Source organism: Novosphingobium umbonatum (assembly GCF_004005905.1).
GTDB classification, from domain to species: Bacteria; Pseudomonadota; Alphaproteobacteria; order Sphingomonadales; family Sphingomonadaceae; genus Novosphingobium; species Novosphingobium umbonatum.
The window spans coordinates 1-26951 of the sequence record NZ_SACO01000006.1 but is presented as its reverse complement, the minus strand read 5'-3'; the positions used below and the strand labels follow the sequence as shown (position 1 = coordinate 26951).

Annotated in this window: 22 protein-coding genes; 17 read left to right on the top strand and 5 right to left on the bottom strand. The window is 62.9% G+C overall.

Features of this window, described 5'->3' with window-relative positions:
* Positions 1-16 precede the first annotated feature (16 nt).
* Complete coding sequence (locus tag EOE18_RS09410; protein ID WP_127708813.1) at positions 17-2749, bottom strand: M1 family metallopeptidase; 2733 nt, start codon at positions 2747-2749, stop codon at positions 17-19.
* Positions 2750-2949: 200 nt separating this feature from the next.
* On the opposite strand from EOE18_RS09410, the gene pabB reads away from it, so the two are divergent.
* The 4 genes from pabB to arfB are packed head-to-tail and all read left to right on the top strand — an operon-like array spanning position 2950 to position 7199.
* A complete protein-coding gene (gene pabB, locus EOE18_RS09405; RefSeq protein WP_127708811.1) occupies positions 2950-4842 on the top strand; it encodes an aminodeoxychorismate synthase component I in 1893 nt (630 codons plus the stop codon).
* A gap of 52 nt (positions 4843-4894) precedes the next feature.
* Positions 4895-6088: a pyridoxal phosphate-dependent aminotransferase gene (locus EOE18_RS09400; protein WP_246027361.1), complete on the top strand. Its 1194-nt coding sequence runs from the start codon at positions 4895-4897 to the stop codon at positions 6086-6088.
* Positions 6078-6770 (top strand): RluA family pseudouridine synthase, encoded by a 693-nt coding sequence (locus EOE18_RS09395; protein ID WP_127708809.1) that lies wholly within the window; start codon positions 6078-6080, stop codon positions 6768-6770. The genes EOE18_RS09400 and EOE18_RS09395 overlap by 11 nt, the downstream gene beginning before the upstream one ends.
* Positions 6771-6776: 6 nt before the next feature.
* Positions 6777-7199, top strand: a complete 423-nt coding sequence (arfB, locus tag EOE18_RS09390; protein ID WP_127708807.1) for an alternative ribosome rescue aminoacyl-tRNA hydrolase ArfB — start codon at positions 6777-6779, stop codon at positions 7197-7199.
* Between the two features lie 19 nt (positions 7200-7218).
* Here arfB and EOE18_RS09385 read toward each other — a convergent pair whose 3' ends face one another.
* The gene (locus tag EOE18_RS09385) at positions 7219-7539 is read right to left on the bottom strand and encodes a hypothetical protein (RefSeq protein ID WP_246027360.1); all 321 of its coding nucleotides are present in this window, start codon (positions 7537-7539) and stop codon (positions 7219-7221) included.
* A 171-nt stretch (positions 7540-7710) separates the two neighbouring features.
* Between EOE18_RS09385 and EOE18_RS09380 the strand changes: the two genes are divergently transcribed.
* The 8 genes from EOE18_RS09380 (at position 7711) to EOE18_RS09345 (ending at position 17815) form a co-directional block, all read left to right on the top strand.
* Positions 7711-8715: an ArsR/SmtB family transcription factor gene (locus EOE18_RS09380; RefSeq protein ID WP_127708805.1), complete on the top strand. Its 1005-nt coding sequence runs from the start codon at positions 7711-7713 to the stop codon at positions 8713-8715.
* Positions 8712-9659, top strand: coding sequence for a methylenetetrahydrofolate reductase [NAD(P)H] (gene metF, locus EOE18_RS09375; protein WP_127708803.1), 948 nt, complete (start codon positions 8712-8714; stop codon positions 9657-9659). The genes EOE18_RS09380 and metF overlap by 4 nt, the downstream gene beginning before the upstream one ends.
* A gap of 3 nt (positions 9660-9662) precedes the next feature.
* On the top strand, positions 9663-10721 hold the full coding sequence (locus EOE18_RS09370; protein WP_127708801.1) for a homocysteine S-methyltransferase family protein: 1059 nt from the start codon (positions 9663-9665) through the stop codon (positions 10719-10721).
* 15 nt (positions 10722-10736) lie between these two features.
* A complete protein-coding gene (metH, locus tag EOE18_RS09365) occupies positions 10737-13337 on the top strand; it encodes a methionine synthase (protein ID WP_127708799.1) in 2601 nt (866 codons plus the stop codon).
* Between the two features lie 156 nt (positions 13338-13493).
* A complete protein-coding gene (locus EOE18_RS09360) occupies positions 13494-13757 on the top strand; it encodes a hypothetical protein (RefSeq protein ID WP_127708797.1) in 264 nt (87 codons plus the stop codon).
* An 88-nt stretch (positions 13758-13845) separates the two neighbouring features.
* Complete coding sequence (gene recQ, locus EOE18_RS09355) at positions 13846-15639, top strand: DNA helicase RecQ (protein WP_425464290.1); 1794 nt, start codon at positions 13846-13848, stop codon at positions 15637-15639.
* Positions 15632-16873 carry a RecQ family ATP-dependent DNA helicase gene (locus tag EOE18_RS09350; protein WP_246027359.1) on the top strand — a complete coding sequence of 414 codons (1242 nt, stop codon included), beginning with the start codon at positions 15632-15634 and terminating at the stop codon, positions 16871-16873. Before recQ ends, EOE18_RS09350 begins: the two co-directional genes overlap by 8 nt.
* 12 nt (positions 16874-16885) lie before the next feature.
* Positions 16886-17815 carry a right-handed parallel beta-helix repeat-containing protein gene (locus tag EOE18_RS09345; RefSeq protein ID WP_127708793.1) on the top strand — a complete coding sequence of 310 codons (930 nt, stop codon included), beginning with the start codon at positions 16886-16888 and terminating at the stop codon, positions 17813-17815.
* A 57-nt stretch (positions 17816-17872) separates the two neighbouring features.
* Here EOE18_RS09345 and galU read toward each other — a convergent pair whose 3' ends face one another.
* Positions 17873-18769, bottom strand: coding sequence for a UTP--glucose-1-phosphate uridylyltransferase GalU (gene galU / locus EOE18_RS09340; RefSeq protein ID WP_127708791.1), 897 nt, complete (start codon positions 18767-18769; stop codon positions 17873-17875).
* Between the two features lie 151 nt (positions 18770-18920).
* Here galU and murA point away from each other — a divergent pair, with 151 nt between their 5' ends.
* Complete coding sequence (gene murA / locus EOE18_RS09335) at positions 18921-20204, top strand: UDP-N-acetylglucosamine 1-carboxyvinyltransferase (protein ID WP_127708789.1); 1284 nt, start codon at positions 18921-18923, stop codon at positions 20202-20204.
* A gap of 397 nt (positions 20205-20601) precedes the next feature.
* Complete coding sequence (locus EOE18_RS09330) at positions 20602-21150, top strand: pseudouridine synthase (protein ID WP_127708787.1); 549 nt, start codon at positions 20602-20604, stop codon at positions 21148-21150.
* Here EOE18_RS09330 and EOE18_RS09325 read toward each other — a convergent pair.
* Positions 21147-21743, bottom strand: a complete 597-nt coding sequence (locus tag EOE18_RS09325; RefSeq protein ID WP_127708785.1) for a hypothetical protein — start codon at positions 21741-21743, stop codon at positions 21147-21149. The genes EOE18_RS09330 and EOE18_RS09325 overlap by 4 nt on opposite strands.
* Before the next feature lie 89 nt (positions 21744-21832).
* Positions 21833-22483 (bottom strand): TetR/AcrR family transcriptional regulator, encoded by a 651-nt coding sequence (locus EOE18_RS09320; RefSeq protein WP_127708783.1) that lies wholly within the window; start codon positions 22481-22483, stop codon positions 21833-21835.
* 99 nt (positions 22484-22582) lie between these two features.
* On the opposite strand from EOE18_RS09320, the gene EOE18_RS09315 reads away from it, so the two are divergent.
* From EOE18_RS09315 to EOE18_RS09305, 3 genes are read left to right on the top strand one after another with little or no spacing between them, the layout of a single operon-like run.
* Complete coding sequence (locus tag EOE18_RS09315) at positions 22583-24028, top strand: efflux transporter outer membrane subunit (protein WP_164852718.1); 1446 nt, start codon at positions 22583-22585, stop codon at positions 24026-24028.
* 14 nt (positions 24029-24042) lie between these two features.
* The gene (locus EOE18_RS09310; protein ID WP_127708781.1) at positions 24043-25209 is read left to right on the top strand and encodes an HlyD family secretion protein; all 1167 of its coding nucleotides are present in this window, start codon (positions 24043-24045) and stop codon (positions 25207-25209) included.
* Positions 25206-26738: a DHA2 family efflux MFS transporter permease subunit gene (locus tag EOE18_RS09305; RefSeq protein WP_127708779.1), complete on the top strand. Its 1533-nt coding sequence runs from the start codon at positions 25206-25208 to the stop codon at positions 26736-26738. The genes EOE18_RS09310 and EOE18_RS09305 overlap by 4 nt, the downstream gene beginning before the upstream one ends.
* Positions 26739-26951: the final 213 nt, after the last annotated feature.

Below are 26951 nucleotides of genomic sequence, written 5' to 3'. Positions count from 1 at the left end.
CGCCGCCCCTTGTTCCTCACTTCAGCTTGGCGATTTGCGCCGAGGCTTCCGCGCTGCGGGCGTCCTTCAACTTGCCGCAGCTACGCACCCGCTCGATGGTGCGTTCCAGTTCCAGCGCGCCGGTCTTGCCCGCCAGCTTGGGGGCAAAATCCTTGGCAATCGCATCGGCCTTTTCCACCGAGCAATAGCCCGCAAACACCTGCGGCAGGCGCGAGGCGAGGAAGATGCCGCCGCTGCCGCCCAGCAATTCGTCCAGATGGCTGCGGATCCAGTCATAGCCCATGTCGCGGGTCTTGCGGTTGCTGGCCACGCCTGCGACCAGTTGCAGCCTTTCGGACAGACGCAGGCGCTTGTCCTTGGCATCGGACAGGATCCACGTTGCCACATCCTCCTTGCCGCTCGACGCGATCACGCCCAGCAGCGAGGGGCGCAGCAGCGGGTCTTGCGAGGCGATGGCGCGTTCGAACAGGGTCTTGGCCGCGGTCAGCGAACCGCCGCCGGTCTTGCCCTGTGCGTCCAGCCATGTCGAGAAACCCGAACGATACCAACTGGCGTCCAAAGCCTCCTGCTTGCCATCCAGCCAGCTTTGTGCCGCCGCCGCCAGCTTGGCGCGCAGGGCGGGGTCGCGGGCGTCATTGACCAGCTTGCCCACCAATTGCGCGCGGCGTTGCGACACTTCCGCCGCTTCGCCAGCATAGGCGCCCTTGGCCGGATTGAAGCCTGCCTTGGCCAGCAGCGGGCCATAGAGCTTGCCCACAAAGGCGCGATAGGCACCTTCCGCCTTGGCATCCAGCATGCCCCAGCCTTCCAGCGCGGCCAGACCGTCTCCGGCGGCATCGCTGGCATAGGAATCGGGATTGGCCACCATCACGCGGGCCAATTGCGCCAATTGCGCGGCGCTGGCGCGGCCCGCCATAAAGCTGGCGCGCAGACTGTCAGCCAGCGCCAGACCTTCCCCGCCCGACAGGCTGGCTGAGGAAGCGATCAGCGCATCCCAATCTGCCTTGGGCAGTTCGAAACGGTAATAGCCGGTGCCGCCCGCATTGGGCATCAGCGGGCCTTTGCCCTTGACGGTGATCTTGGTCGACACCGTGTCGAGCAATTGGCACGAGCGCTCCGCCCCCATGCGCAGGCATAGCGGAACGCCCCATTTCTGTTCCGGCGCGGTCGTGCCGAAACGGGCATAACGGCTTTGCGTGGCGGTGTAGCTGCCATCGGTGTTCTTGGTGAAGCTGACCAAGGGCAAGCCCTGCTGGTCGGTAAAGCTCTGCATCGCGGGCAGGATGCGCGGATCGCCCGAGACTTGTGCCATGGCGCCAAAGAATTCGGCGCTGGTGGCATTGCCGTAACGATGGGCCGCCATATAGGCGCGCACGCCTGCCTTGAATTTTTCATCGCCCATAAAGGCGGCGATCATCGCCACCACATGGCCGCCCTTGCCATAGGTGATCGTGTCAAAGGCGGCGTCGATCTGGGCATTGGTGGTGATCGGTTGATGGATCGGGCGACCGGCCAGCAGCGAGTCGGTGTTCATCGCGCCAAAGCCTTCCTCCAGCGCGCCCTTGCCAATGTTGAGATCGGGCCGCCATGCATTGCCGATGCGATAGCCCATCCAGTTGGCAAAGCTTTCGTTCAGCCAGATATCGTCCCACCATGCCGGCGTTACCAGATCGCCAAACCATTGATGCGCCAGTTCATGGCCCACCACCATGCCAAAGGCGCGCTTCTGGCCGGTGCTGGCCTTGTCATCCAATACCAGCAGATTGTCCTGATAGAGATCCGCGCCTGCATTCTCCATCGCGCCGGGCATGATCGGGGCGGTAATCTGGTCCAGCTTGGGATAGGGGAAGGCTTGCCCGAAATAATCCTCCAGATGGGCGACAATCGCCTTGGAATTTTCCAGCGCGAAGGCGAGCTTGTCCTTGTTCTGCCGGGTGGAGATGATGCGCAGGGGCAGCGGGGTGGCGCGCTGGGGCGTGGGGGGCACCACGCTTTCCACCACGGCGAAATTACCGACCATCATTGCCAGCAAATAGGTGGGCAAGGGCGCGGTGGGGGCAAAGCGGTGGATGCTCATCCCGCCTTCTTCACGCGTTTCGATTTCCGGCGCGTTGGAAACGGCGGTCAGCCCCTTGGGCGTGCGCAGGGTAACGGTGAAGGGCTGCTTATAGCCGGGCTGGTCAAAGGAGGGGAAAGCGGCGCGGGCGTCGATCGATTCAAACTGGCTCCAGCTATACCATGCATCGCCCACTTTCACGCGGAACAGACCGGCGGGGCCATCGGAGAAAGCTGCATCATAATCAAAGGCGAAAGTGGCCACGCCTGCGGGCAGCGCCTCGGCAAAGGTTAGAAGTGCTACGCCGGTTTCGTCCACCTGACTCCAAGTGGCAGGATAGGTTTTGCCGCCGATGGTGGCGCTGGCCTTGGCCACTTTCAGATCGCGGCCATGGAGATAGATGAAACGGCTGGATTCTTTTACCGTGGCGTCAATTTCCACATGGCCGGAAAAACGCTCCTGCGCAGGGTCCAAAGTCAGGTCCAGACGATAGGCCGCAGGGCGCACCGCATCGGCCAGCTTGCCCAAAGGCGCAGGCGGCGGGGTTTCCACCACAGCGGGGGCAGGGGCGGGCGGGGGCGGCGCCTTGGCATCGGCTTTAACAGGGCGCGCGGCCAGAGCGGGCTGGCTCATGGCGGCGCAGGCGAGCAGGCTGCTGCTCAACAGGGCGCGGTAAAACAGGCGGTTGCGCATCAAGACTCTCCGGCGGAAGGCGGCGTTGGCCTTTGGTTTACGGGGCATAGGCTGGCGCTTTTTCAAGCGGTGCAGCGTTGCGATGGCGCGCAACTTAATTACCGTTTTGCGCAAAATCCATCCGCTTTTTGCGCGAGGCTTCCCCCTTGCCCCACAGGCCTTTTGCATGATCGTGTAAGGCGGGCTATGCAGCGGCGACTATGGCTGAATTAACCCTTCCCACCGGCGATCTGCGCTGCGCACCCTTTGTGTTGCTGGATGATGCCCGCGTGGAAGGTTCGGGACAAAAGGCGCGGCTCTATCGGGAACCGGCCCATGTGGTGGTGGCGCGCAGGCCGCAGGAGGTTGCCCCCGCGCTGGAACGGATGGAGGCGCTGCTGGCGCAGGGCTATGCGCTAGCGGGCCATCTGGCCTATGAGGCGGGTCTGGTGCTGGAGCCGAAACTGGCGCATCTGGCGGCGGGGCGTTGCGGGGCGGATGGGCCCTTGATCTGGATGGGGGCCTTTGACGGCTGGCAGGATCTGACGGCGGAGCAGGTATCGGCCTTTCTGGCCATGCAGGCCAGCCATAACCGCCCTGCCCGCATCGGGCCGATGCTGCCCGCCATCGGGCCGGGGGCCTATGCGCAGGCCTTTGACCATGTGGCCGAAGCGATCCGCGCAGGCGACATTTATCAGGCCAATTTCACCTTTCCGCTGGAAGGGCCGTGGAGCGGCGATCCGCTGGCGCTTTATGCCCAATTGCGCAAGGCGGGCGGGGGCGCGCATGGCGGGGTGGTCTATGATGGCTCGCATTATCTGCTCAGCCTCTCGCCCGAATTGTTCTTTGACGCCGAGCAGGGGGCTTTGCGCGCCAAGCCGATGAAGGGCACCCGCCCACGTGGCGCCACGCCGGAACAGGATGAGGCGCAAGTCCGCGATCTGGTGGAAAGCGTCAAGGATCGTGCCGAAAATCTGATGATCCTTGATCTGATGCGCAATGACATCAGCCGCGTGGCACAAGCGGGCAGCGTGCGGGTAGAGGATGCTTTTGCGGTGGAGTCCTATCCCACCGTGCATCAGATGGTCTCCACCGTGCGCGCGCAATTGGGCGATGGGCTGGGGGTGGTCGATGTGCTGCGCGCCCTGTTCCCCTGTGGATCGGTGACCGGCGCGCCCAAGATCCGCGCGATGGAATTGATCCACGCCCATGAGCGTGACCCGCGCGGGGCCTATTGCGGGGCGATTGGCCATATCGATCCGCCAAAACTACGTGTTGATCCCACCAATACGCAGACAAATGCGTCTGGCGCGGCGTCGTTCAATGTGGCAATCCGAAGCCTACGTCTGACTTTGGGCGAAGGGGGCGCTGGCACAGCTGTGTTAGGGGTTGGTTCAGCAGTGGTGGCGGATTCGCTGGCTTTGCCGGAATGGCGCGAATGCCTTGTTAAAGGGGGTTTCGTGCATCAACCGGCGCCGGATAGAACGATTGCGCAATTCGATCTGATAGAAACCATGGGATTCCATCCCGATCTGGGCATTCCCTTGCTGGAATTGCATCTGGAACGGATGAAGGCCAGCGCGGCCGAACTGGGTTTCAGTTTTGACCGCCATGCCGCGCGCAACGCCATTCAGGCGATTTGTTTCGAGGCGGATCAGCCCTCGCGCCTGCGCTTGGTTTTGGCGCGCAGCGGGGCGACGGGGGTGGAACTGCAACCCGCGCCCGCGCCGATGGATGCCGATGCGCCAGTGCCTTGCGCGGTGCTGCCCTTGCCGGTGGACGAGGGCGATTGGCGCCTCCAGCACAAAACCTCCGACCGCTGGTTCTATCAGGCCGGATTGAAGGCGGGGCAGGCGGCGGGCGCGAAGGAAAGCCTGTTCCTGCGCGATGATGGCCTGTTGACCGAAGGCTGCTTCACCTCGATCTTTGTTGAACGCGATGGCCTTTTGTTGACCCCGCCTGCCTCGCTGGGCCTGTTGCCCGGTGTACTTCGCCAATCCCTGTTGGCCGAAGGGCGCGCGCGGGAGGCAGAGCTGCGGCTGGAGGATTTGGCCGATGGATTCTTCATCGGCAATGCGCTGCGTGGATTGATGAAGGCGCGCCTGCTGGGCTGAATCGCCGTCTCGCACTTTGACGCAGGCGCCAACTGGCTCTATCGCCCCTGCCATGAGCAATTCGATCTCTTCCGCGCTGGCTCGCATCCAGCCCTCGCGCACCAATGCCATGACCGACCGCGCCATCGCCCTGCGTGATGAAGGGCGCGATATTATCAGCCTTTCGGTGGGTGAGCCCGACTTTCCCACCCCGCCCCATGTGGTGGAGGCCATGGTGCGCGCGCTGGCCGAGGGCGATACGCGCTATACCGCTGTGGCGGGCACGGCGGCCCTGCGGCGGGCAAGCGCGCTGCATTTCGAGCGCGATCTGGGGCTGAAGGTGGATCCCGCGCAGGTGCTGGTGTCCTCGGGCGGGAAACAGTCGATCTTTCTGGCACTACTGGCCACGCTGAATGCGGGCGATGATGTGTTGATCCCCGCGCCATGGTGGGTGTCCTATCCGGAAATCGTGCGCTTTGCCGGTGCCAATGTGGTGCCGATTGCGACGGATGCCCAAGGCGGTTTCCGCATCACGCCCGATCAACTGGCCGCCGCGATCACCCCGCAAACCCGCTGGCTGCTGCTCAATTCGCCGGGCAATCCCACCGGCGCCACCTATAGCGCGCAGGATTTGCAGGCCTTGGGCGAGGTGCTGCGCGCTCATCCGCAGGTCTTGGTGCTGAGCGATGATATTTACGCGCCTTTGCGTTACAGCGCTGGAGCCCATGCCACGTTGGCGGTGGAATGCCCCGATCTGGCCGATCGCGTGTTGACCGTGTCGGGCGTATCCAAAAGCCATGCGATGACCGGATTGCGGATCGGTGTGGCGGCGGGGCCAGCCTGGCTGATCGGCGCGATGGGGCGCTTGCAGAGCCATGTGTCGGGCAATGCTTCCTCCATCTCGCAGGCGGGCGCGGTTGCCGCTTTTGAAGGGCCGCAGGCGTTTCTGCTCGATTGGCGCGACCGTTTCCGCGCGCGGCGTGACCTTTGCGTGGGCCGGATCAACGCCATCCCCGGCCTGTTTACCCCCACGCCCGATGGGGCCTTTTACTGCATGATCGACGCCGCGCCCTTGATGGAGCGGTTTGGCGATGATGAGGCTTTGGCGATGCATTTGCTGGAGAATGGGGTGGCGATTGTCGCCGCTTCGGCCTTTGGCGGCCAGCATTGCGGTTTTTCCGGTTTCCGCATCAGTTTTGCCGCCGACGAGGCGCGACTGGTGGAAGCCATTTCCCGAATTGAGAAGGCGTTACACGATGGAGCTTGAAATCCTGTTTGAAGATGGCGAGGCTCTGATCATCAACAAGCCCGCAGGCCTGCCTTTGGACCAGCCCCGCGCGGGCGGGCGCAGTCTGGAAGACCATCTCGAAACGCTGACTCTGGGTTTCCAGCGCCAGCCCGCGCCGGTCCACCGGCTTGACCGCGACACGTCGGGCTGTCTGCTGCTGGCGCGCAACCCCAAGGCGTTGAAGCGTTTTTCCGCCGCTTTTGAAGCCCGCGCCGTGGCCAAACGCTATCTGGGCGTGGTCAATGGCGTGGTCGAGGGTGAAGAGGGCACGATTGGCCTGTCTTTGTCCAAGATTTCCTCGGCCGCCGATGGCTGGCGGATGATCGCGGCCAAGAAGGGCAAGCCTGCCATCACCCATTGGCGCAAGGTGAAAGAAGTGAACGGGCTGACTCTGGTGGAATTCCGCCCCGAAACCGGCCGCACGCACCAGATTCGCGTCCATGCGCAATTGGGGCTGGGCGCGGCTTTGGTGGGCGATCCGATCTATGGCGATGGGGAGGGGGCTGCGCGCACCTTGCTCCATGCCGTGGAATTGACCGTGGAGCGCGAGGGCAAGCCTCCCGTGCATGCCATTGCCCCGATTCCGGCGGATTTTGCCGCCTTGGGCTTTGGTGAGGAACCCGCGCCCGCATCGCACGACGAAGAACCCACAGGCGAGTAATCCACCATGGCGCCGGATCAGGTCGAGGCGGTCATTTCCCGCGCCCATGCTGTGGCGCAGGAAAGCTTCATCGCCTCGGCTGGGCCGGGCGGGCAGAATGTCAATAAAGTGGCCACTGCCTGCCAATTGCGCGTCAATGTCTATGCCTTGCGCTTGGCGCCCGAAGTGTTCCACCGGTTAAAGGAATTGGCGGGCAGCCGTATGACCGCAGGGGGCGAGCTGGTGTTCACCGCCCGCAGTTTCCGCACGCAGGAATCGAATCGCCGCGATGCGCGTGACCGTTTGGCCGAGATGCTGCGCGAGGCGCATAAGCTGCCCGAAAAGCGGGCCAAGAGCCGCCTCAACCGCGTGGGCAAGACCGCGCGATTGGAGGGCAAGAAAATCCGTGGCGCGGTCAAAGCGGGGCGGGGCAAGGTCAGCTTCGACTGAACTTGCCCCTCCGTTCCCCTTACTGCGCCTTCTTGGCCGCAGGGCTGGGCGCGGCATTGGGGTCAACACCGGCAGCGGCAGCTGCGGCGGCCACATCGGCAGCGGCCTGACCGGCAGCGGCGGCGACGCCTTCGGTGGTGGTGGGCGCTTCGCTCGAATCAGCCTTGGAATCGATCACCGGCATGGCGGCGGCATCCACCCCGCTCATCGCCTGTTCGGCGGGCATTTCCACGTTTTCGGCGGTGACGGTTTCGCTCGCCTTGTCGGAACTGCCACAGGCGGCAAGCGCCAGCGGGGCGGCAAGGGCGAGGGCATAAGCGGGCAGGCGGCGCATCGACATGGCGGTTTCCTTGAAGACAAACATGGGTTTCGTAAGAGCAGCTTTGCCATCATTAGTTAGAGGCCGGCTGCGAAAAGGCAAGGCTTGAGGGGGCAAAGCAAAGCTTGTCTCCGCGTTGAAACAGGTGGTGGTTGTAATCATATAAAGATATCTTTATATGACACTCCAGCCATGACCGAGACTCTGCTCATAGACCCCCTGTTGCGCGCTTTGGCCGACCCTACGCGGCTGCGCATCATGCGCCTGCTGTCCGCGATGGAGTTGGCGGTGGGCGAATTGGCGCAGGTCTTGGGGCAGAGCCAGCCCCGCGTGTCGCGCCATGTGAAGATCCTGTGCGATGCGGCGCTGGCGCAAAGGCGCAAGGAAGGCAGCTGGGTTTTCCTGAAAAGCGCGATTGGCGAGACGGTTCCCAGCGCTTTGGGCGCGGCCACCGCGCGGCTTTTGGCGGCGGCGGAATATGACGATGCCGGTTTTGCGGCCGAATGTGCCGAGGATCGTCGCCAATTGGCCGCCATCCGCGCCGCGCGGGAAGCTGCTGCTGCTGCCTATTTCGCCCGCCATGCCGAGGAATGGGACCAGATCCGCTCGCTGCTCAGCCCCGATGGTTCGGTGGAGCAGGCGCTGGACGTGGCGCTGGGCGATGATCTGGGGGCGATGCTGGATATTGGCACGGGCACGGGCCGCATGGCGGAATTGTTTGCCCCCCGCGCCCGCCATATTACGGCCTTGGACAAAAGCCCCGACATGTTGCGCATCGCGCGCAGCCGTTTGCAGCATTTGCCGGGCGGACAGGTCGATCTGGTGCAGGGCGATTTCACCTCGCTTCCCTGCGTGGCGGGGACATTCGATACGATCCTGCTGCATCAGGTGCTCCATTATGCTCAGGCGCCCGAAGCCGTGCTGGCCGAAGCCGCCCGTGTGGCCCGTGCCGGTGCACGGATCGCCATCGTCGATCTGGACGCGCATGGGCATGAAGAATTGCGCAGCGTCCATGCCCATGCCCGCCTTGGTTTTTCCGATGCGCAAATGGGCGAATGGTTCGCGCAGGCGGGCTTTGCCGCCGAACCTTCTATCGCGCTGTCCGGCGGGCAGCTCACCGTTAAAATCTGGACCGGCCGCCGCCTTGGCGCTGGTGCGGCTCCATCCCTTTCTACCCCAGAGGCTGTTACCCCATGATCGCCAGCTATGACGCCCTGAGCGAGGCCCGCAAGGCGCTCGATACCCCCCTGTTTGCCGGTTTGCCCGGCGATGTGGCGGTGTCTTTCGAATTCTTCCCGCCCAAGAGCGACGCGATGATGCTGCAATTGTGGGATGTGGTGCAGGCTCTGGCCCCGCTGGCGCCCGAATTCGTGTCGGTAACCTATGGCGCAGGCGGCACCACGCGCGACCGCACCCATGGCACGGTGGCGCGGATCATTTCCGAGGCACGCCTGCCCGCTGCCGCCCATCTCACCTGTGTCGATGCCACCAAGGCAGAAGTGAACGCCGTGGCCGAGGCCTATTGGGAGGCGGGCGTGCGCCATATTGTGGCCCTGCGCGGCGATATGGGCGAGCCGGGCGCGCCTTTCGTGCCGCATCCCGAGGGGTACCAGAATGCCGCCGATCTAGTGGCGGGTTTGAAGGCGATTGCGCCTTTTGATATTTCGGTAGCCGCCTATCCTGAAATGCACCCTGATTCGGCCAGTCCCGAAGCCGATATCGACAACCTGAAACGCAAGCTGGATGCGGGCGCGAGCCGCGCGATCAGCCAGTTCTTCTTTGAACCCGAAACCTTCTTCCGTTTCCGCGATCGTCTGGCGGCTGCGGGGATTGATGCGCCGGTGCTGCCCGGCATTCTGCCCGTGTCCAATTTTGCCCAGACGCGCAAATTTGCCGCCGCCTGTGGCGCGGCCATTCCGGCATGGATGGAGGGGCTATTTGCGGGCCTCGACACCCATCCCGCCGCGCGGCAATTGGTGGCGGCCACGGTGGCTGCCGAATTCTGTCGCCGCCTCTATGCGGGCGGCGTGCGCAATTTCCACTTCTACACGCTGAACCGCGCCGAATTGTCCTATGCCATCTGCCATCTGCTGGGCGTGCGCCCCAAAGCAGCGGCAGCTATCCAAGAGAAAGCAGCCTGAGCCATGACCATCACTCCCTCTGCGGCGCGGGCCGAATTGTTGGCGCAGGCCAAGCAGCGCATTCTCATCACCGATGGCGCCTTTGGCACTGAAATCCAGAATTACGGCCTGTCGGAAGCCGATTATGCAGGCGATCTGGGGCTGGCCAAGGATCAGAAGGGCAATAATGACATTCTGGCGCTGACCAAGCCGGAAGTGCCCGAAGCGATCCACCGCGCCTATTTCGCGGCAGGCGCGGATATTGCCGAAACCAACACTTTTTCCGCCAACCGCATCAGCCAGGCCGATTATGCCGCCGAACATCTGGTGCGCGAGATCAATGTGGAATCCGCCAAGCTGGCGCGCCGCGTGGCGGACGAGTTCACCGCGCAAGATGGCCGCCCCCGTTTCGTGGCAGGCGCGGTCGGGCCGACGAACAAGACGCTCTCGCTCAGCCCCGATGTGAACGACCCCGGTTTCCGCGAGATCGATTGGGACCATCTGGTCGATGTCTATGCCGAACAGATCGAGGCCTTGGTCGAAGGCGGCGCGGATTTCATCCTGATCGAGACGGTGTTTGATACGCTCAACGCCAAGGCGGGCGTGATGGCGGTGCGCCATGTCGAACAGAAGCTGGGCCGCGAAATCCCCATCATGCTGTCGATGACGCTGACCGACCTGTCGGGCCGCAATCTGTCGGGCCATACGGTGGAGGCTTTCTGGCATGCGGTGCGCCATGCGCGCCCCATCACCATTGGCCTCAACTGCTCCTTTGGCGCGACCCAGTTGCGCCCCCACGTGAAGGTGCTGTCCGAAATCGCCGACACGCTGATCATGGTCTATCCCAATGCGGGCCTGCCCAATGAATTGGGCGCCTATGACGAGCTGCCTGAAACCACGGCGGGTCTGGTCAAGGAATGGGCGGATGCGGGGCAGGTTAATATTCTTGGTGGATGTTGTGGATCGACCCCTGCGCATATTGCGGCCATGACCCGCGCCGTATCCGGCCTTTCCGCACGGCCATTGCCCGCGCTGGAGCCGGTGACGCGCCTTGCCGGTCTTGAACCTTTCCTGTTTGCCTGATTGCTGGAATTACCCATGAACGCCCAATCCTCCGCCCGTTTCGTCAATGTGGGCGAGCGCACCAATGTCACCGGCAGCGCGGCTTTCAAAAAGCTGATTATCGCAGGTGATTACACCAAGGCCATCGAAGTGGCGCGCCAGCAGGTGGAAAATGGCGCGCAGATCATCGACATCAACATGGATGAAGGCCTGCTCGACGCGGTCGAGGCGATGACCACCTATCTGAAGCTGATCGCTTCGGAACCCGATATTGCCCGCGTGCCAATCATGATCGACAGTTCCAAATGGGAGGTGATCGAGGCTGGTCTGAAATGCGTCTCGGGCAAGCCGATCGTCAATTCGATCAGCATGAAGGAGGGCGAGGAAGCCTTCCTAGCCCAGGCCCGCAAATGCATGGATTATGGCGCCGCCGTGGTGGTCATGGCCTTTGACGAAAAGGGGCAGGCCGACACCAAGGCGCGCAAGGTGGAAATCTGCAGCCGCGCCTACAAGCTGCTGACCGGCATCGGCTTCCCGCCCGAAGATATTATCTTTGACCCCAATATCTTCGCGGTCGCCACCGGCATTGAAGAGCATGACCGCTATGGTCTGGACTTCATCGAGGCCTGCCGCGAGATCAAGGCGGCCTGTCCGCATGTGCATATCAGCGGCGGCCTGTCGAACCTGTCTTTCAGCTTCCGTGGCAATGAAATCGTGCGCCGCGCGATGCACAGCGTGTTCCTCTATCACGCGATCCCCGCCGGCATGGACATGGCCATCGTCAACGCGGGCCAGATCGACATTTATGACCAGATCGACCCCGTTTTGCGTGAAGCGGTGGAAGATGTGATCCTGATGCGCCCTGTGGCTGGCGAGGAAACCGCCACCGAGCGGCTGATCACTTTGGCCGAAAGCTATAAGGGCAAGGATAAAGCCGCCGAGAAGGAGGCCGAGGAATGGCGCTCCTATGATGTGGTGAAGCGCCTTGAACACGCGCTGGTCAAGGGCATTGACGCCTATATCGTCGACGACACCGAGGAGGCGCGCCAGCTTTACGCCCGCCCGATCGAGGTGATCGAAGGGCCGTTGATGGCGGGCATGAACCGCGTGGGCGATCTGTTCGGTTCGGGCCAGATGTTCCTGCCGCAGGTGGTGAAATCGGCCCGCGTGATGAAAAAGGCCGTGGCGCATCTGATCCCCTTTATCGAGGCGGCCAAGGAACCGGGGGCGAAAGCCAAGGGCCGGATCATCATGGCCACGGTGAAGGGCGACGTTCACGATATTGGCAAGAATATCGTGGGCGTGGTTTTGCAGTGCAATGGCTATGAGGTGATTGACCTTGGCGTGATGGTGCCTTGGGCCAAGATCATCGAGACGGCGGTGAAGGAGCAGGTGGACATCATCGGCCTGTCGGGCCTGATCACCCCTTCGCTCGATGAAATGGTGACCGTGGCCGAGGAAATGCAGCGCGCGGGGCTGACGATCCCGCTGCTGATCGGCGGGGCGACCACGTCCAAGGTGCATACGGCGCTGCGCATTGATCCGGCCTATGATGGCGCGGTGGTGCATGTGCTGGACGCGAGCCGCGCAGTGGGCGTGGCCAGCCAGCTGCTGTCCGACACGCAGGCCGACGCCTTTATCGCCGCCACGGCGGATGAGTATGAAGCGGTGCGTGTGGCCCGTGCGGGCAAGGGCGGGTCGAAGCTGCTGTCGCTTACCGACGCGCGCGCCAATGCTTTCGTGATCGACCCTGCGCAAAAGGCGTCTGCTCCCGCGCAGCCCGGCCTGCATCGGTTCGATGATTGGAGCCTGTCGGATCTGGCGGACTATTTCGATTGGACGCCTTTCTTCCGCGCATGGGAACTGGCGGGCACTTTCCCCGCCATTCTGGAGGACCCCATCGTCGGCGAATCGGCGCGCAGCCTTTATGCCGATGCGCAAAAGATGCTGGGGCAGATTATCGAGGAAAAATGGCTGACCGCGCGCGGCGTCTGCGCTTTCTGGCCCGCGCATCGCGAAGGCGATGATGTGGTGCTGGAACAGGGGACCCGCCTGCCCATGCTGCGCCAGCAATTCATCAAGAGCCGTGGCCGCGCCAATTTCTGTCTGGCCGATTTTATCGACACACAGGATGACTGGATCGGCGGTTTCGCGGTGGGCATCCATGGCATCGAACCGCATCTGGAACGCTTCAAGGCGGGCCATGATGACTATAATGACATCCTTTTGAAAGCCTTGGCCGACCGTTTTGCCGAAGCCTTTGCCGAGCGCCTGCACGCCCATGTCCGCCGCGAGCTATGGGCCTATGCGGCGGGTGAGCAGCTGACCAATGAAGCGCTGATCCGTGAGCAATATCGCGGCATCCGCCCCGCGCCGGGCTATCCGGCCTGCCCCGACCATACGTTGAAGCCGATATTGTTCGACCTGCTGGATGCGGGCGAGAATGCGGGCATTATTTTGACCGAGAGTCAGGCCATGCTGCCCACCTCTGCGGTCAGCGGTTTCTATTTCGCCCATCCCGAAAGCCAGTATTTCGGCGTTGCCACCATCGGTGAGGACCAACTGGCTGATTATGCAGGCCGTCGCGGGCAGGATCTGGAAGAAACGCGCCGCTGGTTGCGGCCCAATCTTGATTAAGGGAAAACACGTCTGATTAACGAAATGGGGGGCGGCGATTCATCATGAATCGCTGCTTTCCCCTAGCTAAGCGTTACGGGCTAGGCGCGCCTTTATCGCGCCTTCGCAACTCTGGCATAGGTTCAACCTCATCAGCCCACCCGCCAAGGGAGAGAGATGTTGAGCTTTGAATCGCATAAGGGTTTCGACAAAGCAGCCGCCCATTTGAGCGAGCGCGAATATCAGGACATGGCCCGCGCGGTAAAGGATCTGGCGCAGGAATTGGGGCAGGACCCCGCGCATGCGATCGACCAATTTGTGCGCGGCGGGCTGGACAAGGCGTTGTCGGCGCTCACTCTGGCCAGTGGCAGCAATGCCTTGGAAAGCTATCAACGCCGCACCACCGGCCAGCAGGCGGGCTGGGGCACCACGCGCCATTAAAGCCCGATCACAGGTTTCGTCCGAAAGCCCCGCGCCTTTGCCAAGGCGCGGGGCTTTTGCTTTGGGCGCATAATCTGGCATAGCTGGCATGATGCAGACCAGCACCCTTATTCATCCTGATCCCCTATCAGCCCTGCGCGCCACTTTCGGTTTTCCCGCTTTTCGCGGGGTGCAGCAACAGGTGGTGGAGCGGGTGCTCTCGCGGCAATCCACCTTGGCGGTGATGCCCACGGGGGCGGGCAAATCGCTGACCTATCAATTGCCGGCGGTGATGATGGCAGGAACCTGTGTGGTGGTCAGCCCCCTGATCGCGCTGATGCATGATCAATTGCGCAGCGCCCATGCCAATGGCATCCGTGCCGCCAGCCTGACCAGCGCCGACATGGACCGCGGCGCCACCATCGCGGCCTTGCAGGCGGGCGAGCTGGACCTGCTCTATGTCGCGCCCGAAAGGGCCAGCCAGCCCCATTTCCGCGAGCTGCTGGAACAGGCCGACATCAGCCTTTTCGCCATTGATGAAGCGCATTGCGTGTCGCAATGGGGCCATGATTTCCGCCCCGATTATCGCCTGTTGCGCCCCTTGATGGATGCCATGCCCTATGTGTCCCGTCTGGCGCTGACGGCGACGGCGGATGCGCATACGCGGGCCGATATTCTGGAGCAATTGGGCATTCCCGATGAGGGCCTGATCGTTTCGGGCTTTGACCGACCCAATATCCAATATCGCATTGCCGCGCGCGACAATCCTCTGGCGCAGATCAAGCGGTTGATGGCCGATAACCCCGGTCCGGGGATTGTCTATGCCGGAACGCGCGCAGGGGTGGAAAAGCTGGCCGAGCAATTGGCTGCTACGGGGCGGCCCTGCCTGCCCTATCACGCGGGCCTGCCGCCCGAACAGCGCGCCGCGCATCAGGCGGCCTTTGTGGCCAGCGAAGAGATGGTGATGGTGGCGACCATCGCCTTTGGCATGGGTATCGACAAGCCTGACGTGCGCTTTGTCGCCCATGCCGGCCTGCCCAAAAGCATCGAGGCCTATTATCAGGAAACCGGCCGCGCGGGGCGCGATGGCGATCCGGCGGTGGCGATGATGCTGTGGGGGGCGGAGGATTTCGTCCGCGCGCGGCAGAGAGTGGGCGAAGTGGAGCCCGAAAGGCAGGCAGGCGAGCGCCAGCGACTCGATTCCATGGCCGCCTTGGTGGAAAGCGCCGGTTGCCGCCGCGCCCTGCTGCGCCGCCATTTTGGCGAGGAGGCGCCCCAGACTTGCGGCAATTGCGACAACTGCCTGTCGCCCCCTGCGGTGATCGATGTGACCCTGCTGGCGCAGAAATTGCTGTCGGGCGTCTATCGCACGGGGCAGCGTTTCGGGCTGGGCTATGTGACGCAAGTTTTGACCGGCGTGGAGGATGATCGGGTGCGCGAGCGGGGCCATGCCGCCCTGTCGGTGTTTGGCATTGTTTCGGCGGAGGAAGCGGTTTTGCTGCGCCCCCTTGCGCGGGCCTTGCAGGCGCGGGGCGCTTTGGAAGGCACCGAGCATGGCGGTTTGCAACTGGCAGGGGACGCCCGCGCGATCCTGAAAGGCGAGGCGGCGATGATGATGGCGCAGCCGCCCACCAGAGAAAAGACCGCGCGCAAGCGTGGCGGCGGCGCGGCGCCCAACCCCAGTGGCGATCCCCTGTTCGAGGCTTTGCGCGGCCTGCGCCGCGATCTGGCGGCGGAGAACAAGGTGCCGCCCTATGTCATCTTCAACGATGCCACCTTGCGGCAAATGGCCAGCGACCGGCCCTTGTCGCTGGACGCCATGGCGCAGATTTCCGGCGTGGGCGCGCGCAAGCTGGAGGCCTATGGCGATGCTTTCCTGAAGGTGATTACCGATCATGCCTGAGCTGAGGGCCGCCTTGCAGCAGCATTTCGGCCATCAGGATTTTCGCGAAGGGCAGCGCGCGGTGGTCGAGCGCATGCTGGTGGGGCAATCCACTTTGGCGGTGATGCCCACAGGGGGCGGCAAATCGCTGACCTATCAATTGCCCGCCGTGCTGCTGGACGGGGTCGCGCTGGTGATCAGCCCGTTGATCGCCCTGATGCAGGACCAGATGCGCGCCGCACAGACCCATGGGCTGCGCGCGGCCTGTCTAACCAGCGCGGAGGATAATCGCGCCGAGGTGATTCGTCGCCTACAGGCTGGCGCGCTGGACCTGCTCTATGTCGCGCCGGAAAGGGCGGCGCGGGAGGATTTTGCCGCCCTGTTGGCCTCGGTCAAAATCTGCCTTTTCGCGATTGATGAGGCCCATTGCGTGTCCGAATGGGGCCATGATTTCCGCCCCGATTACCGCTGCTTGCGCCCCTTGCTCGACGCGCATCCAGCGCCGGTGCTGGCGCTGACCGCCACGGCGGATAACTATACAAGGGAGGATATCCTCACCCATTTTGCCCTGCCCCCCGATGGAATGCTGCTGTCGGATTTTGACCGGCCAAATATCCATTATGCCATCCGCCAGCGCCGCCATTGGCAGGCGCAAGTGGCAGATGTGCTGCGCGAGCAGCGCGGTGCAGGTATCATCTATGCCCCCACCCGCCGACAGGTGGAGCAGGTGGCGCAGGCCCTGCAAAACTGTGGGCGGCGGATCTTGGCCTATCACGCGGGGATGGGGGCAGAGCAAAGGCAGGCCAGCCAGCGCGCCTTCTACGCCAGCTCCAACGCGGTGATGGTGGCCACGATCGCCTTTGGCATGGGGGTGGACAAGGGCGATGTGCGCTTCATCATCCATCTGGGCCTGCCGCGATCGATCGAGGCCTATTATCAGGAAACGGGGCGGGCCGGACGCGACGGGGCGCCCGCTTTGGCGCTGATGCTGTGGTCGGCCAAGGAGCGTAAGGCCTCCCGCGCCCGCATCGCGCAGGCCAGCGGCCCAAGGGCAGGGGTGGACCGGCTGCGCTGGGCGGCGATGGAGCGGTTGATCGGCACTTGGGGGTGTCGCCGTGCGCATTTGCGGCGCTATTTCGGCGAGGTGCCGCCGCTGACCTGCGGGAATTGCGACAATTGTGCGCAGGCGCGCTGGCTGGTGGCCGTGGTGGAATGGGCGATGGGCCTTGGGCGAAAATTAACGCGCAAGGCTTAAGGGTTTGGGCCTATGAAACGCGCTCTAATCCCGCTCGCCCTGATCGCTGCCGGTCCTGCACAGGCTCAAACATCCAAACCCTATCTGGTGGTCGAAAGCGGGCAAAGGTTCGACCGTTTGCAGGCCGCGCTCAACGCCATTGGCGACCGCAGCGCCACGATCCGCATTGCCGAGGGCACCTGGCGCGATTGCGGGGTGCAGACCTCGGGCAATGTGACTTACGCGGCCGCTACGCTGGGTAAAAGCGTGCTGCAAAGCCAGCTATGCGAAAGCAAGGCCGCCTTGGTGCTGCGCGGCCGTTCGGCGCGGGTGGAGGGGCTGATCTTTTCCAACTATGGCACGCAGGATGGCAATGGTGCGGGCATCCGGCTGGAGCAGGGGAACCTGCTGGTTAGCCAAAGCTGGTTCCGCAACAGCGAGGAAGGCATTCTGGCGGGCAATGATGCCAAGGGGCAGATCATCATCGACCGTTCGACCTTCACCCATTTGGGGCGTTGTGATCGCGGGCTGGCCTGCGCCCATTCGGTCTATATCGGTTTTTACGACAAGGTGACCATCACCAACAGCCGGTTCGAGGCGGGCGACGGCGGGCATTATATCAAGACCCGTTCGGCCAAGGTCGATATCCGCGACAATGTGATCGACGATACGGCGGGGCGGGCGTCAAACTATCTGATCGATTTGCCAGCGGGTGCCACCGGCAGGATCAGCGGCAATTGGATGGTGCAGGGCGCGCATAAGGAAAATGGCAGCACGATCATCGCGGTGGCCGCCGAAAGCCGCGACCATGTTTCGGACGGGCTGGTGATCGAGGGCAATAGTTTGCGGCTGGCGGCGGGCGCGAACAGCAATGCGGTGTTTGTGCGCGATTGGCAGGGCGGTCGGCTGATGCTGGGCGCGAACCAATTGCCGCCCGCGATGGTGCGCTACAAAAGGCAATAGGGCAGCAAAAAGGGCGCTCCGGTTGGTTCCGAAGCGCCCTTTTGATGGCGGCGCCGATCAGGCGATTTCGCGCACGCCCAGCAGACGCAGCGCCATTTCGCGCACTTCATCGGCCATATCGGGGCGTTGCAGGGCCAGTGCCAAAGTGGCTTCGACAAAGCCGGTCTTGGAACCGCAATCGTAACGCTTGCCTTCAAAGGTCACGGCGTGGAACGGCTGCTTGCCGATCATCTGGGCCATGGCATCGGTCAGCTGGATTTCGCCGCCAGCGCCTTTTTCCTGATTTTCCAGCACGTCCAGCACTTCGGGTTGCAGGATATAGCGGCCCGAAATGATCTTGTTTGACGGAGCCACTTCCACCTTGGGCTTTTCGACCAGACCCTTGACCTGCGTCAGATTGCCTTCTGCATAGCCCGGATCGATCACGCCATAGGAGGAAACCTCTTCCTGCGGCACTTCCAGCACGGAAACCAGATTGCCGCCGACCTTGTTATAGGCATCAACCATCTGCTTCATGCAGCCCGGTGCGCCGATCATCAATTCATCGGGCAGGAAAATGGCGAAAGGCTCGTCGCCGATCACGGCACGCGCACACCAGATGGCATGGCCCAGACCCATCGGCACCTGTTGGCGCACGGTGACCAGATTGCCCGGTTGAATGCGGGTGGCGTCCAGCACGTCCAGATTCTTGCCACGGCCCGACATGGTCGATTCCAGTTCGTAGGCCGTGTCAAAATGTTCCACAATGGCGGTCTTGCCGCGGCCGGTTACAAAAACCAGCTGTTCGATGCCTGCCTCGCGCGCTTCGTCCACCGCATATTGGATCAAAGGGCGATCAACGATGGGCAACATCTCCTTCGGAATCGCCTTGGTGGCGGGAAGGAATCGGGTACCGAGGCCGGCCACGGGGAACACGGCTTTGCGTACAGGCTTGATTATGTTGGCATCGCTCATGGTCAACCTACTATCATTTTGGGGTTTCAGTGGTGTTAAACCTTAAGATTACGAGACAAGCAAGATTTAAACGTATGAAATTGCGACAAATTGCCAATGCACACGATTTTCGCCCATTGCAGAGGGGCAGTTTGGCTCTTAAACGGTAGATATGGACAAAATCATCATTCGTGGCGGCCGCAGGCTTTCTGGATCAATCCCTGTCTCCGGTGCAAAAAATTCCGCTTTGACCCTGCTGCCTTGCGCTCTTTTAACCGAAGAGCCCCTAACGTTGCGTAACCTGCCGCGTTTGGCCGACGTAGACGGGTTTCAGCATCTGTTGAACCAGTTTGGCGTTTCCACCAGCATTGCCGGTACGCGACCCGAGGATTTCGGGCGGGTGATGACGCTGCAAGCCACGCGTTTAACCAGCACCACCGCGCCTTATGAACTGGTGCGCAAGATGCGCGCCTCGATTCTGGTGTTGGGTCCCTTGCTGGGCCGTGCGGGTGAGGCGACCGTTTCGCTGCCGGGTGGCTGCGCGATTGGCAACCGTCCGATCGACCTGCATTTGAAGGCGCTGGAAGCGTTTGGCGCGCAAATCGAGCTGGCCGCTGGCTATGTGCGCGCTGTGGCGCCCGATGGCGGCTTGCCCGGCGGCACTTATACTTTCCCCGTGGTGTCGGTGGGGGCGACCGAAAATGCGCTGATGGCCGCCGTTCTGGCCAAGGGCACCTGCCGCCTGCATAATGCCGCGCGTGAGCCGGAAATTGTGGACCTGTGCAACCTGCTGGTGGCGATGGGGGGCCAGATCGAGGGCATTGGCACTTCGGACCTGACCATTCATGGCGTGAACCGCCTGCATGGCGCCACCTATCAGGTGATGCCCGACCGTATCGAAGCGGGCAGCTATGCCTGCGCCGCCGCCATCACCGGTGGCGAGGTTGAATTGCGCGGCGCGCGGATGAACGAAATGGATGCCACCGTGGCCGCCCTGCGCGAGGCGGGCGTGTTTGTGGAGGACCGTCCTTCGGGCCTTTTCGTGGCGGCGCAAGGGCCCTTGCGCCCCGTGACCCTGTCTACCGCGCCCTATCCCGGTTTCGCCACCGATATGCAGGCGCAGTTGATGGCGCTGTTGACCCGCGCGGAAGGCACCAGCGTGTTGACCGAAACCATTTTTGAAAACCGCTATATGCATGTGCCCGAATTGACCCGCATGGGCGCGCGCATCGAAACCAAGGGCCGCACCGCGATTGTCCATGGCGTGGCGGGCCTCAATGGTGCCGAAGTGATGGCCACCGATTTGCGCGCCTCGATGAGTCTGGTGATTGCCGGTTTGGCCGCCGAAGGCGTCACCACTGTCCACCGCCTGTACCACCTCGACCGTGGTTATGAGCGGTTGGAGGAAAAATTCGCGCTGCTGGGCGCCGATATCGAACGGGTGGGCAGCGATTGATCGCCGCATCTGCTTGAAACAAAAGGCCCGCCTGTCCGATCCGGACCGGCGGGCTTTTTTGTGCGAAACATTAACGAGTCCCTGCCGCCACCCCCGCAAGTGCGCTTAAGCGCAGATGCGTAATTTTTACCGCGCCGTTAACCATTCGTTAGGGAAGTTAACCCTAATAGCGCCTCACCGGACGCTTACGGGCTTTACCGAGGGTTCTTTCCGATCCTTACGGTTCTGCCGAGGCTGACAATCAAGGGCGCTTAGGTTTGACCGAATGAGGATTGCCTCGCTACGGTCTTGTACCGAGCGCCCTTTTTGCTGTGCGCTTGATTGCGGGCCGCGCGGCGGGCTATGAGCCGAAAGCCCCTTTCCGGCCATAAGGCCCCCACCATCCTGCAAGGCATTTATGGCGCGGCTGATCCTGCTCAACAAACCCTATGGCACGCTTTCGCAATTCACCGACAGCAGCATGGATGCGCCGCGCTCCACCCTGTCCGATTATGTCGATGTGAAGGGCGTCTATCCCGCTGGCCGGTTGGACCGTGATAGCGAGGGGTTGCTGTTGCTATGCGATGACGGGCGGCTACAGGCGCGCATCGCCGATCCGCGTTTCAAAATGGCCAAGACCTATCTAGTGCAGGTGGAGGGCGAGGCGCGTGACGAGGCGCTCGACGCGCTGCGGCGGGGGGTGATGCTCAAGGATGGCATGACCTTGCCCGCGCAGGTGGAGGCGATGGATCCGCCCGCCCTGTGGGATCGTGACCCGCCGGTGCGTTTCCGCAAGAGCGTGCCCGATGGCTGGCTGAAACTGACCATCCGTGAAGGGCGCAACCGGCAGGTGCGGCGTATGACGGCGGCGGTGGGCCTGCCGACTCTGCGTTTGGTGCGTTGGCAGATTGGCGATTGGACGTTGGAGGGTATCGCGCCGGGGGAATGGCGCGAGATCAGGATCTAGCCCAGAATGCGGTCAGCGAGCCTTTCGCTCAAACCCAGATAAAAGTTCGCAATCACGCCCAGCCCTTTGGCCAATTGCCCCCAAGACGCATGGGTATCGGGCAGAGCCATGTCGGCCCCGTCCAGCGCGCAGGCCCAATCGCGCATCAGCGTGGCTTGCGGCAGGCCTTTGCTCTCGGCCGCATAGTGGCGGCGCAGGCGGGCGATGGCATGCAGGCGCCGTGTGCCATGGCTGGTCTGGCGGGTGATCGCCTCGATCCGCCGCAGCTTGCCCGATGTGTCCTGCCAATGGTCCCACACGTCCAGTTGATGCGCGCTGGCGCCCAACACCCAGGCGCAGGCCTCCAGCATGATCGCCAGCATCCGGTCGAGTTCGCGCAGGGCATTGCCCGCGCGGCGCTGGTTGAAAGCGGGGGGATAGGCGGGGGTAGGGCGCGTGATAGCGGTGTGGGCATCAGCATGGGCCTGTCCGTCGCGGATCAGGAATTGGCACCCGTCACGCAAATTGGCCTGCGCCTGTTGCAAGGCGGCCAAAGCGCTGGCGCTGGGCGGGGTAAAGGCCAACCCGTCGCGGGGAAGTGGATAGTCGCCCATGGCAATCGTGCTCCGGATCAAAGCGAAAGCACGATGAGTCTCTCAGCCGCCAGCGCTTGGATCGGAAAGCTGGCGGTATTTGGGCCTTATCAGTCGGTGACCGCCGCGTCCATGATGTTAAGCTTTGCCGGATCGTCCGCCTCACTATCGGGGCCATAGGCGCGCATGAAGGCGCAGACCACGCGTTCCACCCAAATCGGTGTGGCATATTCGGGTTCGGCGCCAAACATCATCGGATAGACCACCGCCGATTCCAGCATGCCTTTGAGCATCAGTGCGGCCATATGCGGATCATCGCGCCGTAAACCGCCGCGCTGCATCACCTCGGCCATGTAATGGGCGATGTCTTCCCAACCCTTTTTCGGGCCCAGCTTGTACAGCGAGGGGCCTAGCGCGCTGTCCGAACTGGCCTGCATCGCGGTACGCACATTGTTGAGGCAGGAGCCACCGGTCACAAAGTTCAGATAGGCATTGCCGAATCGCTCCAGTACCTTGGCCACATCGCTTTCGGTCGGGTCCAGCAATTCGAGCATGGCTTCGCCCTGTTCGTGCATGGCATCGACCATGGCGGCGGCGAACAATTCGTCCTTGGACTGGAAGTAACTGTAAAGCGTGGCTTTTGACCCGCCCACGCGCGCCGAAATCTGGGACATGCTGCATCGTTCAAAGCCCAGTTCCCGAAACAGTGCTGTTGCCGCGTCCAAGATGGCCTTGCGGCGAAGGTCGCATTTGAAGCGCATTTCACCCTCTCTTATCTAAACCGGACTGTACAGTTTTTGCTTGACGCGTCCAGCAAAATCGATAACTGAACCGTTCAGTATGGTTTTGAAGGTGAACTGATGAGTCGCTTCCTCCCCCCGACGTGGCCCGCCATGGCAACCCTGTCCGTTCTGGCAGGGGCGCTGATGGCCACGTCTGCCTTGGGCGCTACCCCCCAAACGTCCGTCCCGACGTCCCTGGCGCCCAAGGCTCCCCAATCGCTGGCCGCCAGCCAAAGCCTGACCGCGCCGCAAGGTGCATGGCCGGGTGATGGCTGGTGGCAGGCCTATGGCGATGCGCAGCTTTCCGCGCTGATTGCCGAGGGGTTGAAGGGCGCGACCGACCTGCGCGTGGCCGAGGCGCGCTATGCTGGCGCCATGGCGCAAGTGTCCGAAGTGCGCGGCGGCACATTGCCCAGCCTGACCGCCTCGGCCAGTGCGGGCAATGCCAAGCAGAGCTACAATTACCTGTTCCCCGCCGCCTTTGCCCCCAAGGGCTGGCGTGAGACGGGGCTGGCTACGCTCAGCCTCAATTGGGAAGTGGACTTCTGGGGCAAGGCGCGGGCTTCTCTGCGTGCTGCCCATGCCGAAACCAGCGCCTCGGCAGCCGAAGCAGCGGCTGCGCGTTTGGCCGTATCGACCGGCATTGCGGCGGCCTATGCCGATCTGGCCGGTCTTTATGCCGAACAGGATGCCGCCAATGATGCCGCCAAGATCCGCGCCCGCACACTGGCGCTGATCGAACAGCGCCGCGATCAGGGGCTGGAAAATGACGGTGCCGTCGCCCGCGCCCGCGCCAATCTGGCCAGCGAACAGGGCGATTTGGCCGGTGTTGATGAACAGATTGCCCTGGCCCGCCATCGTCTGGCCGCGCTGATGGGCGCTGGGCCCGATCGCGGCCTGTCGATCGCGCGCCCTGCGGTGACCGGTCTGGCCAGCCCCGGCCTGCCGAGCGACATTCCCGCCCAATTGCTGGGCCGCCGCCCCGATGTGGTGGCTGCCCGCGCCCATGCCGAAAGCTATGCGCAGCAAATCCGCATCGCGCAGGCCGCTTTCTATCCCAATATCAACCTGTCCGCAGTGATCGGTCTGCAATCGCTCGGCCTGTCCAACCTGACCAAATCGGGTTCGGACTATGGACAGGTCGGCCCTGCCATCAACCTGCCCATTTTTAACGGCGGCCAGTTGCGCGCCCGCAAACGCGGGGCAGAGGCCAATTATGCCGCCGCCGTGGCGCAATATGATGGCACGCTGGTCCATGCCTTGAACGAGATTGCCGATGCCACCACCAGCCGCCGCGAGCTGACCCGCCGCCTTGCCAGCGCGCAAGAGGCCGAAAGCGCGGCGCAAGCGGCATGGACCGTGGCCAACAACCGCTATCGCGGCGGCCTTGCCACCGTTCTGGATGTGCTGGTGGCCGAAGATTCGCTGATTGCCGCCCGCCGCGCCACCGCTGCCCTGAAAACCCGTGCTTTTGCCCTCGACGTTGCGCTGGTGCGCGCGCTCGGTGGCGGCTTCCAAGCCTGAAGGAGTCCCCCGCTATGTCCACCATTACCCGTATCCACGAGCATGATGTGGAAACCGTGGTCGAAAACTTCACCTCGGAAGAAGATGCCGCCAACGCCGCCAAGCGCAAGAAGTTGTTCCTGCGCTTTGGTGCCTGTGTTGCCGCGCTGGCCGTTGCCTATGGCGCTTATGATGCCTTTTACGCATCGGCTCATGTGGAAACCGACAATGCCTATGTCGGCGCCGATGTGGCGCAGGTGAGCGCGCAAGTGACCGCGCCGATCCGCGAAGTGCTGGTCAGCGATACCCAGGCCGTCAAGCAGGGCGATGTGCTGGTGCGTCTGGACGATACCGATGCGCGTATCGCACTGGCCCGCGCCGAAGCCAATCTGGCGCTGACCGAGCGCCGTGTGCGTGGTCTGTCGGCCACCGACAATGGCCTTGCCGCGCAAATCGCGGCCCGCGCCGCCGATGAAACCCGCGCCACCGCTTCGCTCGCCTCGGCCCGCGCCGATGTGGAGAAGGCGGGCGTGGATTTGAAGCGTCGTGAGGCTCTGGCCGCTTCCGGTTCGGTGTCGGGTGAGGAATTGACGCTGGCTCGCAGCGCCTTTGCCACTGCCAATGCTAATCTGCGCGCGGCGCAGGCGGCTGTCGCGCTGGCGGCTGCCAATCGCGCCGCTGCCGCTGGCACGCGTGATGCCAACCGCGTGATGATCGAAAACACCACCACCGAAACCAACCCCGAAGTGCTGGCCGCCCGCGCCGCCCGCGATCAGGCCAAGGTGGATCTGGAACGCACCGTGATCCGCGCGCCCTTTGACGGCGTGATTGCCCGCCGCAGCGCGCAGGTCGGCCAGCGCGCCGAACCGGGCAAGAGCCTGATGGCGGTGGTGCCGGTGCAGGCCGCCTATGTCGATGCCAATTACAAGGAAGTGCAGCTGTCCAAGGTGCGTCCCGGTCAGGCCGTTACGCTGACCAGCGACCTTTATGGCTCCTCGGTCACTTATCATGGCACGGTGGTGGGCTTCTCGGGCGGCACGGGCGCGGCCTTTGCCGTGGTGCCCGCACAGAATGCCACGGGCAACTGGATCAAGGTGGTGCAGCGTCTGCCGGTGCGTGTCGCGCTGGACCCCAAGGAGCTGGCCGCTCACCCCTTGCGCGTTGGCCTGTCGATGAACGCCGACATTGACGTGTCCAAATGATCGCCACCACCTCCCCTGACCGGCCTTTGGAAGGGGCGCAGTTGTGGCTGGTGGTGCTGCTGATTGCGCTGGGTAATTTTCTGGTGGTGCTGGACACCACCATCGCCAATGTTTCGGTGCCGACCATTGCCGGTTCGCTGGGCGTTTCCGCCTCGCAGGGCAGCTGGGTGATCACCTCCTATGCGGTGGCCGAGGCGATTACGGTGCCGCTGACGGGCTGGCTCTCCTCCCGCTTTGGCGCGCAGAGGGTGTTCATCCTGTGCTATCTGGGCTTTGCGGTGCTTTCGATGCTGTGCGGCCTGTCGATGTCGCTGGGCATGTTGGTGGCGTGCCGCGTGGCTTTGGGCCTGTGTGGCGGGCCGATCATGCCCTTGGCGCAGACGTTGATGATGCGGATCCTGCCGCCTGAAAAGCAGGTGCTGGGCACGGTGATCTGGGCGATGACCACGCTGATCGGGCCGATTGTCGGGCCGGTGCTGGGTGGCACTTTGTGCGACAATGTGGGCTGGGAATCGATCTTCTTCATCAGCGTGCCCTTCGCGCTGGTGGGTGGCCTGTTGCTGATTGTGATGCTGCGTGGTCGCAAGGACGAACTGGTCAAGGCCCCGATCGACATGGTGGGCCTTGGCCTGCTGGTGGTCTGGGTCGGCGCTTTGCAGATCATGCTGGACGAAGGGCGCAACCATGACTGGTTCGCCTCGGCGGAAATTCGCGGCTTGGGTATCATTGCCGCGCTGGGCTTTGTCGCTTTCCTGATCTGGGAATTGACCGAGAAGAACCCCATCGTCGATCTGCGCATCTTCCGCCATCGCGGCTTTACCGCCACGACCATCACCTATTCTTTGGGCTTTGGTGCCTTTTTTGCCCAAATTGTGATCCTGCCTTTGTGGCTCCAGCAAAATCTGGGCTACACCGCTACATGGGCTGGTTATGCCACGGGGATGATGGGCATCTTTGCCGTGCTCTCCGCGCCGGTGGTAGGGCAATTGGCGGCCAAGATGGACCCGCGCAAGATCATCTTCACCGGCATTCTGGGGCTGGGCGGGCTGGCCTATTGGCGGGCAGGGTTCAACAGCGATGTGACCTTCCTGCAATTGGCGATCCCTACTTTGCTAACCGGTCCTTGCATGGTGATGTTCTTTGTCCCCACCATCGGCCTGGCCATGGCCAGCGTGGCACCGGGTGAGGAAGCCAATGCGGCGGGCCTGTCCAATTTCAGCCGCACATTGTTTGGCGCCTTTGCCACATCGCTGGTGCAGACCAGTTGGGAAAACGAGGCAACCCGCGCCCAGACCGCCATGGCCGGTGCCATGCCGATGGGCCAGCAGGCCTTGGATAGCCTGACCTCGATGGGGCAGAGCATGGAAAGCGCCGTCGCCACGCTGGACCGTATTGTGCAGGGGCAGAGCGTGATGGTGGCCACGATGCATATTTTCACCACGATTGCGGTGTGCTTCGTGGCTTCGGCCCTGATCATCTGGTTCGCGCCCAAGCCCAAGGGGCCGATTGATACCAGCGCGGCGCATTGATCTCATGTGCGGTGAAAGAAAGGGGCGGCGGGAGCGATCCTGCCGCCTTTTTTCATCAGTGGCCGGGATTAATATTTGTAATTAGTTAGGCGGCGTGGACAAATTATCTACGTAGGAGTTTCCTCGGAGGGCGCGCGTTTTGGACGTGCCCATCGGAAGATGCGCCAGCCAAAATCGACTGTCATCAGCACCAAGCCCAAAGGAAGGACCCAG

Excerpts from the sequence above, each read along its gene's own strand:
- EOE18_RS09330 (WP_127708787.1), top strand. The coding sequence starts at position 20,602 with ATGGCGCGGCTGATCCTGCTCAACAAACCCTATGGCACGCTTTCGCAA.
- EOE18_RS09345 (WP_127708793.1), top strand. The coding sequence starts at position 16,886 with ATGAAACGCGCTCTAATCCCGCTCGCCCTGATCGCTGCCGGTCCTGCA.
- EOE18_RS09305 (WP_127708779.1), top strand. The coding sequence starts at position 25,206 with ATGATCGCCACCACCTCCCCTGACCGGCCTTTGGAAGGGGCGCAGTTG.
- EOE18_RS09380 (WP_127708805.1), top strand. The coding sequence starts at position 7,711 with ATGACCGAGACTCTGCTCATAGACCCCCTGTTGCGCGCTTTGGCCGAC.
- EOE18_RS09370 (WP_127708801.1), top strand. The coding sequence starts at position 9,663 with ATGACCATCACTCCCTCTGCGGCGCGGGCCGAATTGTTGGCGCAGGCC.
- recQ (WP_425464290.1), top strand. The coding sequence starts at position 13,846 with ATGATGCAGACCAGCACCCTTATTCATCCTGATCCCCTATCAGCCCTG.
- metH (WP_127708799.1), top strand. The coding sequence starts at position 10,737 with ATGAACGCCCAATCCTCCGCCCGTTTCGTCAATGTGGGCGAGCGCACC.
- EOE18_RS09325 (WP_127708785.1), bottom strand. The coding sequence starts at position 21,743 with ATGGGCGACTATCCACTTCCCCGCGACGGGTTGGCCTTTACCCCGCCC.
- EOE18_RS09395 (WP_127708809.1), top strand. The coding sequence starts at position 6,078 with ATGGAGCTTGAAATCCTGTTTGAAGATGGCGAGGCTCTGATCATCAAC.
- EOE18_RS09360 (WP_127708797.1), top strand. The coding sequence starts at position 13,494 with ATGTTGAGCTTTGAATCGCATAAGGGTTTCGACAAAGCAGCCGCCCAT.
- metF (WP_127708803.1), top strand. The coding sequence starts at position 8,712 with ATGATCGCCAGCTATGACGCCCTGAGCGAGGCCCGCAAGGCGCTCGAT.
- EOE18_RS09410 (WP_127708813.1), bottom strand. The coding sequence starts at position 2,749 with ATGCGCAACCGCCTGTTTTACCGCGCCCTGTTGAGCAGCAGCCTGCTC.
- EOE18_RS09400 (WP_246027361.1), top strand. The coding sequence starts at position 4,895 with ATGAGCAATTCGATCTCTTCCGCGCTGGCTCGCATCCAGCCCTCGCGC.
- EOE18_RS09385 (WP_246027360.1), bottom strand. The coding sequence starts at position 7,539 with ATGTCGATGCGCCGCCTGCCCGCTTATGCCCTCGCCCTTGCCGCCCCG.
- EOE18_RS09315 (WP_164852718.1), top strand. The coding sequence starts at position 22,583 with ATGAGTCGCTTCCTCCCCCCGACGTGGCCCGCCATGGCAACCCTGTCC.
- galU (WP_127708791.1), bottom strand. The coding sequence starts at position 18,769 with ATGAGCGATGCCAACATAATCAAGCCTGTACGCAAAGCCGTGTTCCCC.
- EOE18_RS09320 (WP_127708783.1), bottom strand. The coding sequence starts at position 22,483 with ATGCGCTTCAAATGCGACCTTCGCCGCAAGGCCATCTTGGACGCGGCA.
- EOE18_RS09310 (WP_127708781.1), top strand. The coding sequence starts at position 24,043 with ATGTCCACCATTACCCGTATCCACGAGCATGATGTGGAAACCGTGGTC.
- EOE18_RS09350 (WP_246027359.1), top strand. The coding sequence starts at position 15,632 with ATGCCTGAGCTGAGGGCCGCCTTGCAGCAGCATTTCGGCCATCAGGAT.
- arfB (WP_127708807.1), top strand. The coding sequence starts at position 6,777 with ATGGCGCCGGATCAGGTCGAGGCGGTCATTTCCCGCGCCCATGCTGTG.
- pabB (WP_127708811.1), top strand. The coding sequence starts at position 2,950 with ATGGCTGAATTAACCCTTCCCACCGGCGATCTGCGCTGCGCACCCTTT.
- murA (WP_127708789.1), top strand. The coding sequence starts at position 18,921 with ATGGACAAAATCATCATTCGTGGCGGCCGCAGGCTTTCTGGATCAATC.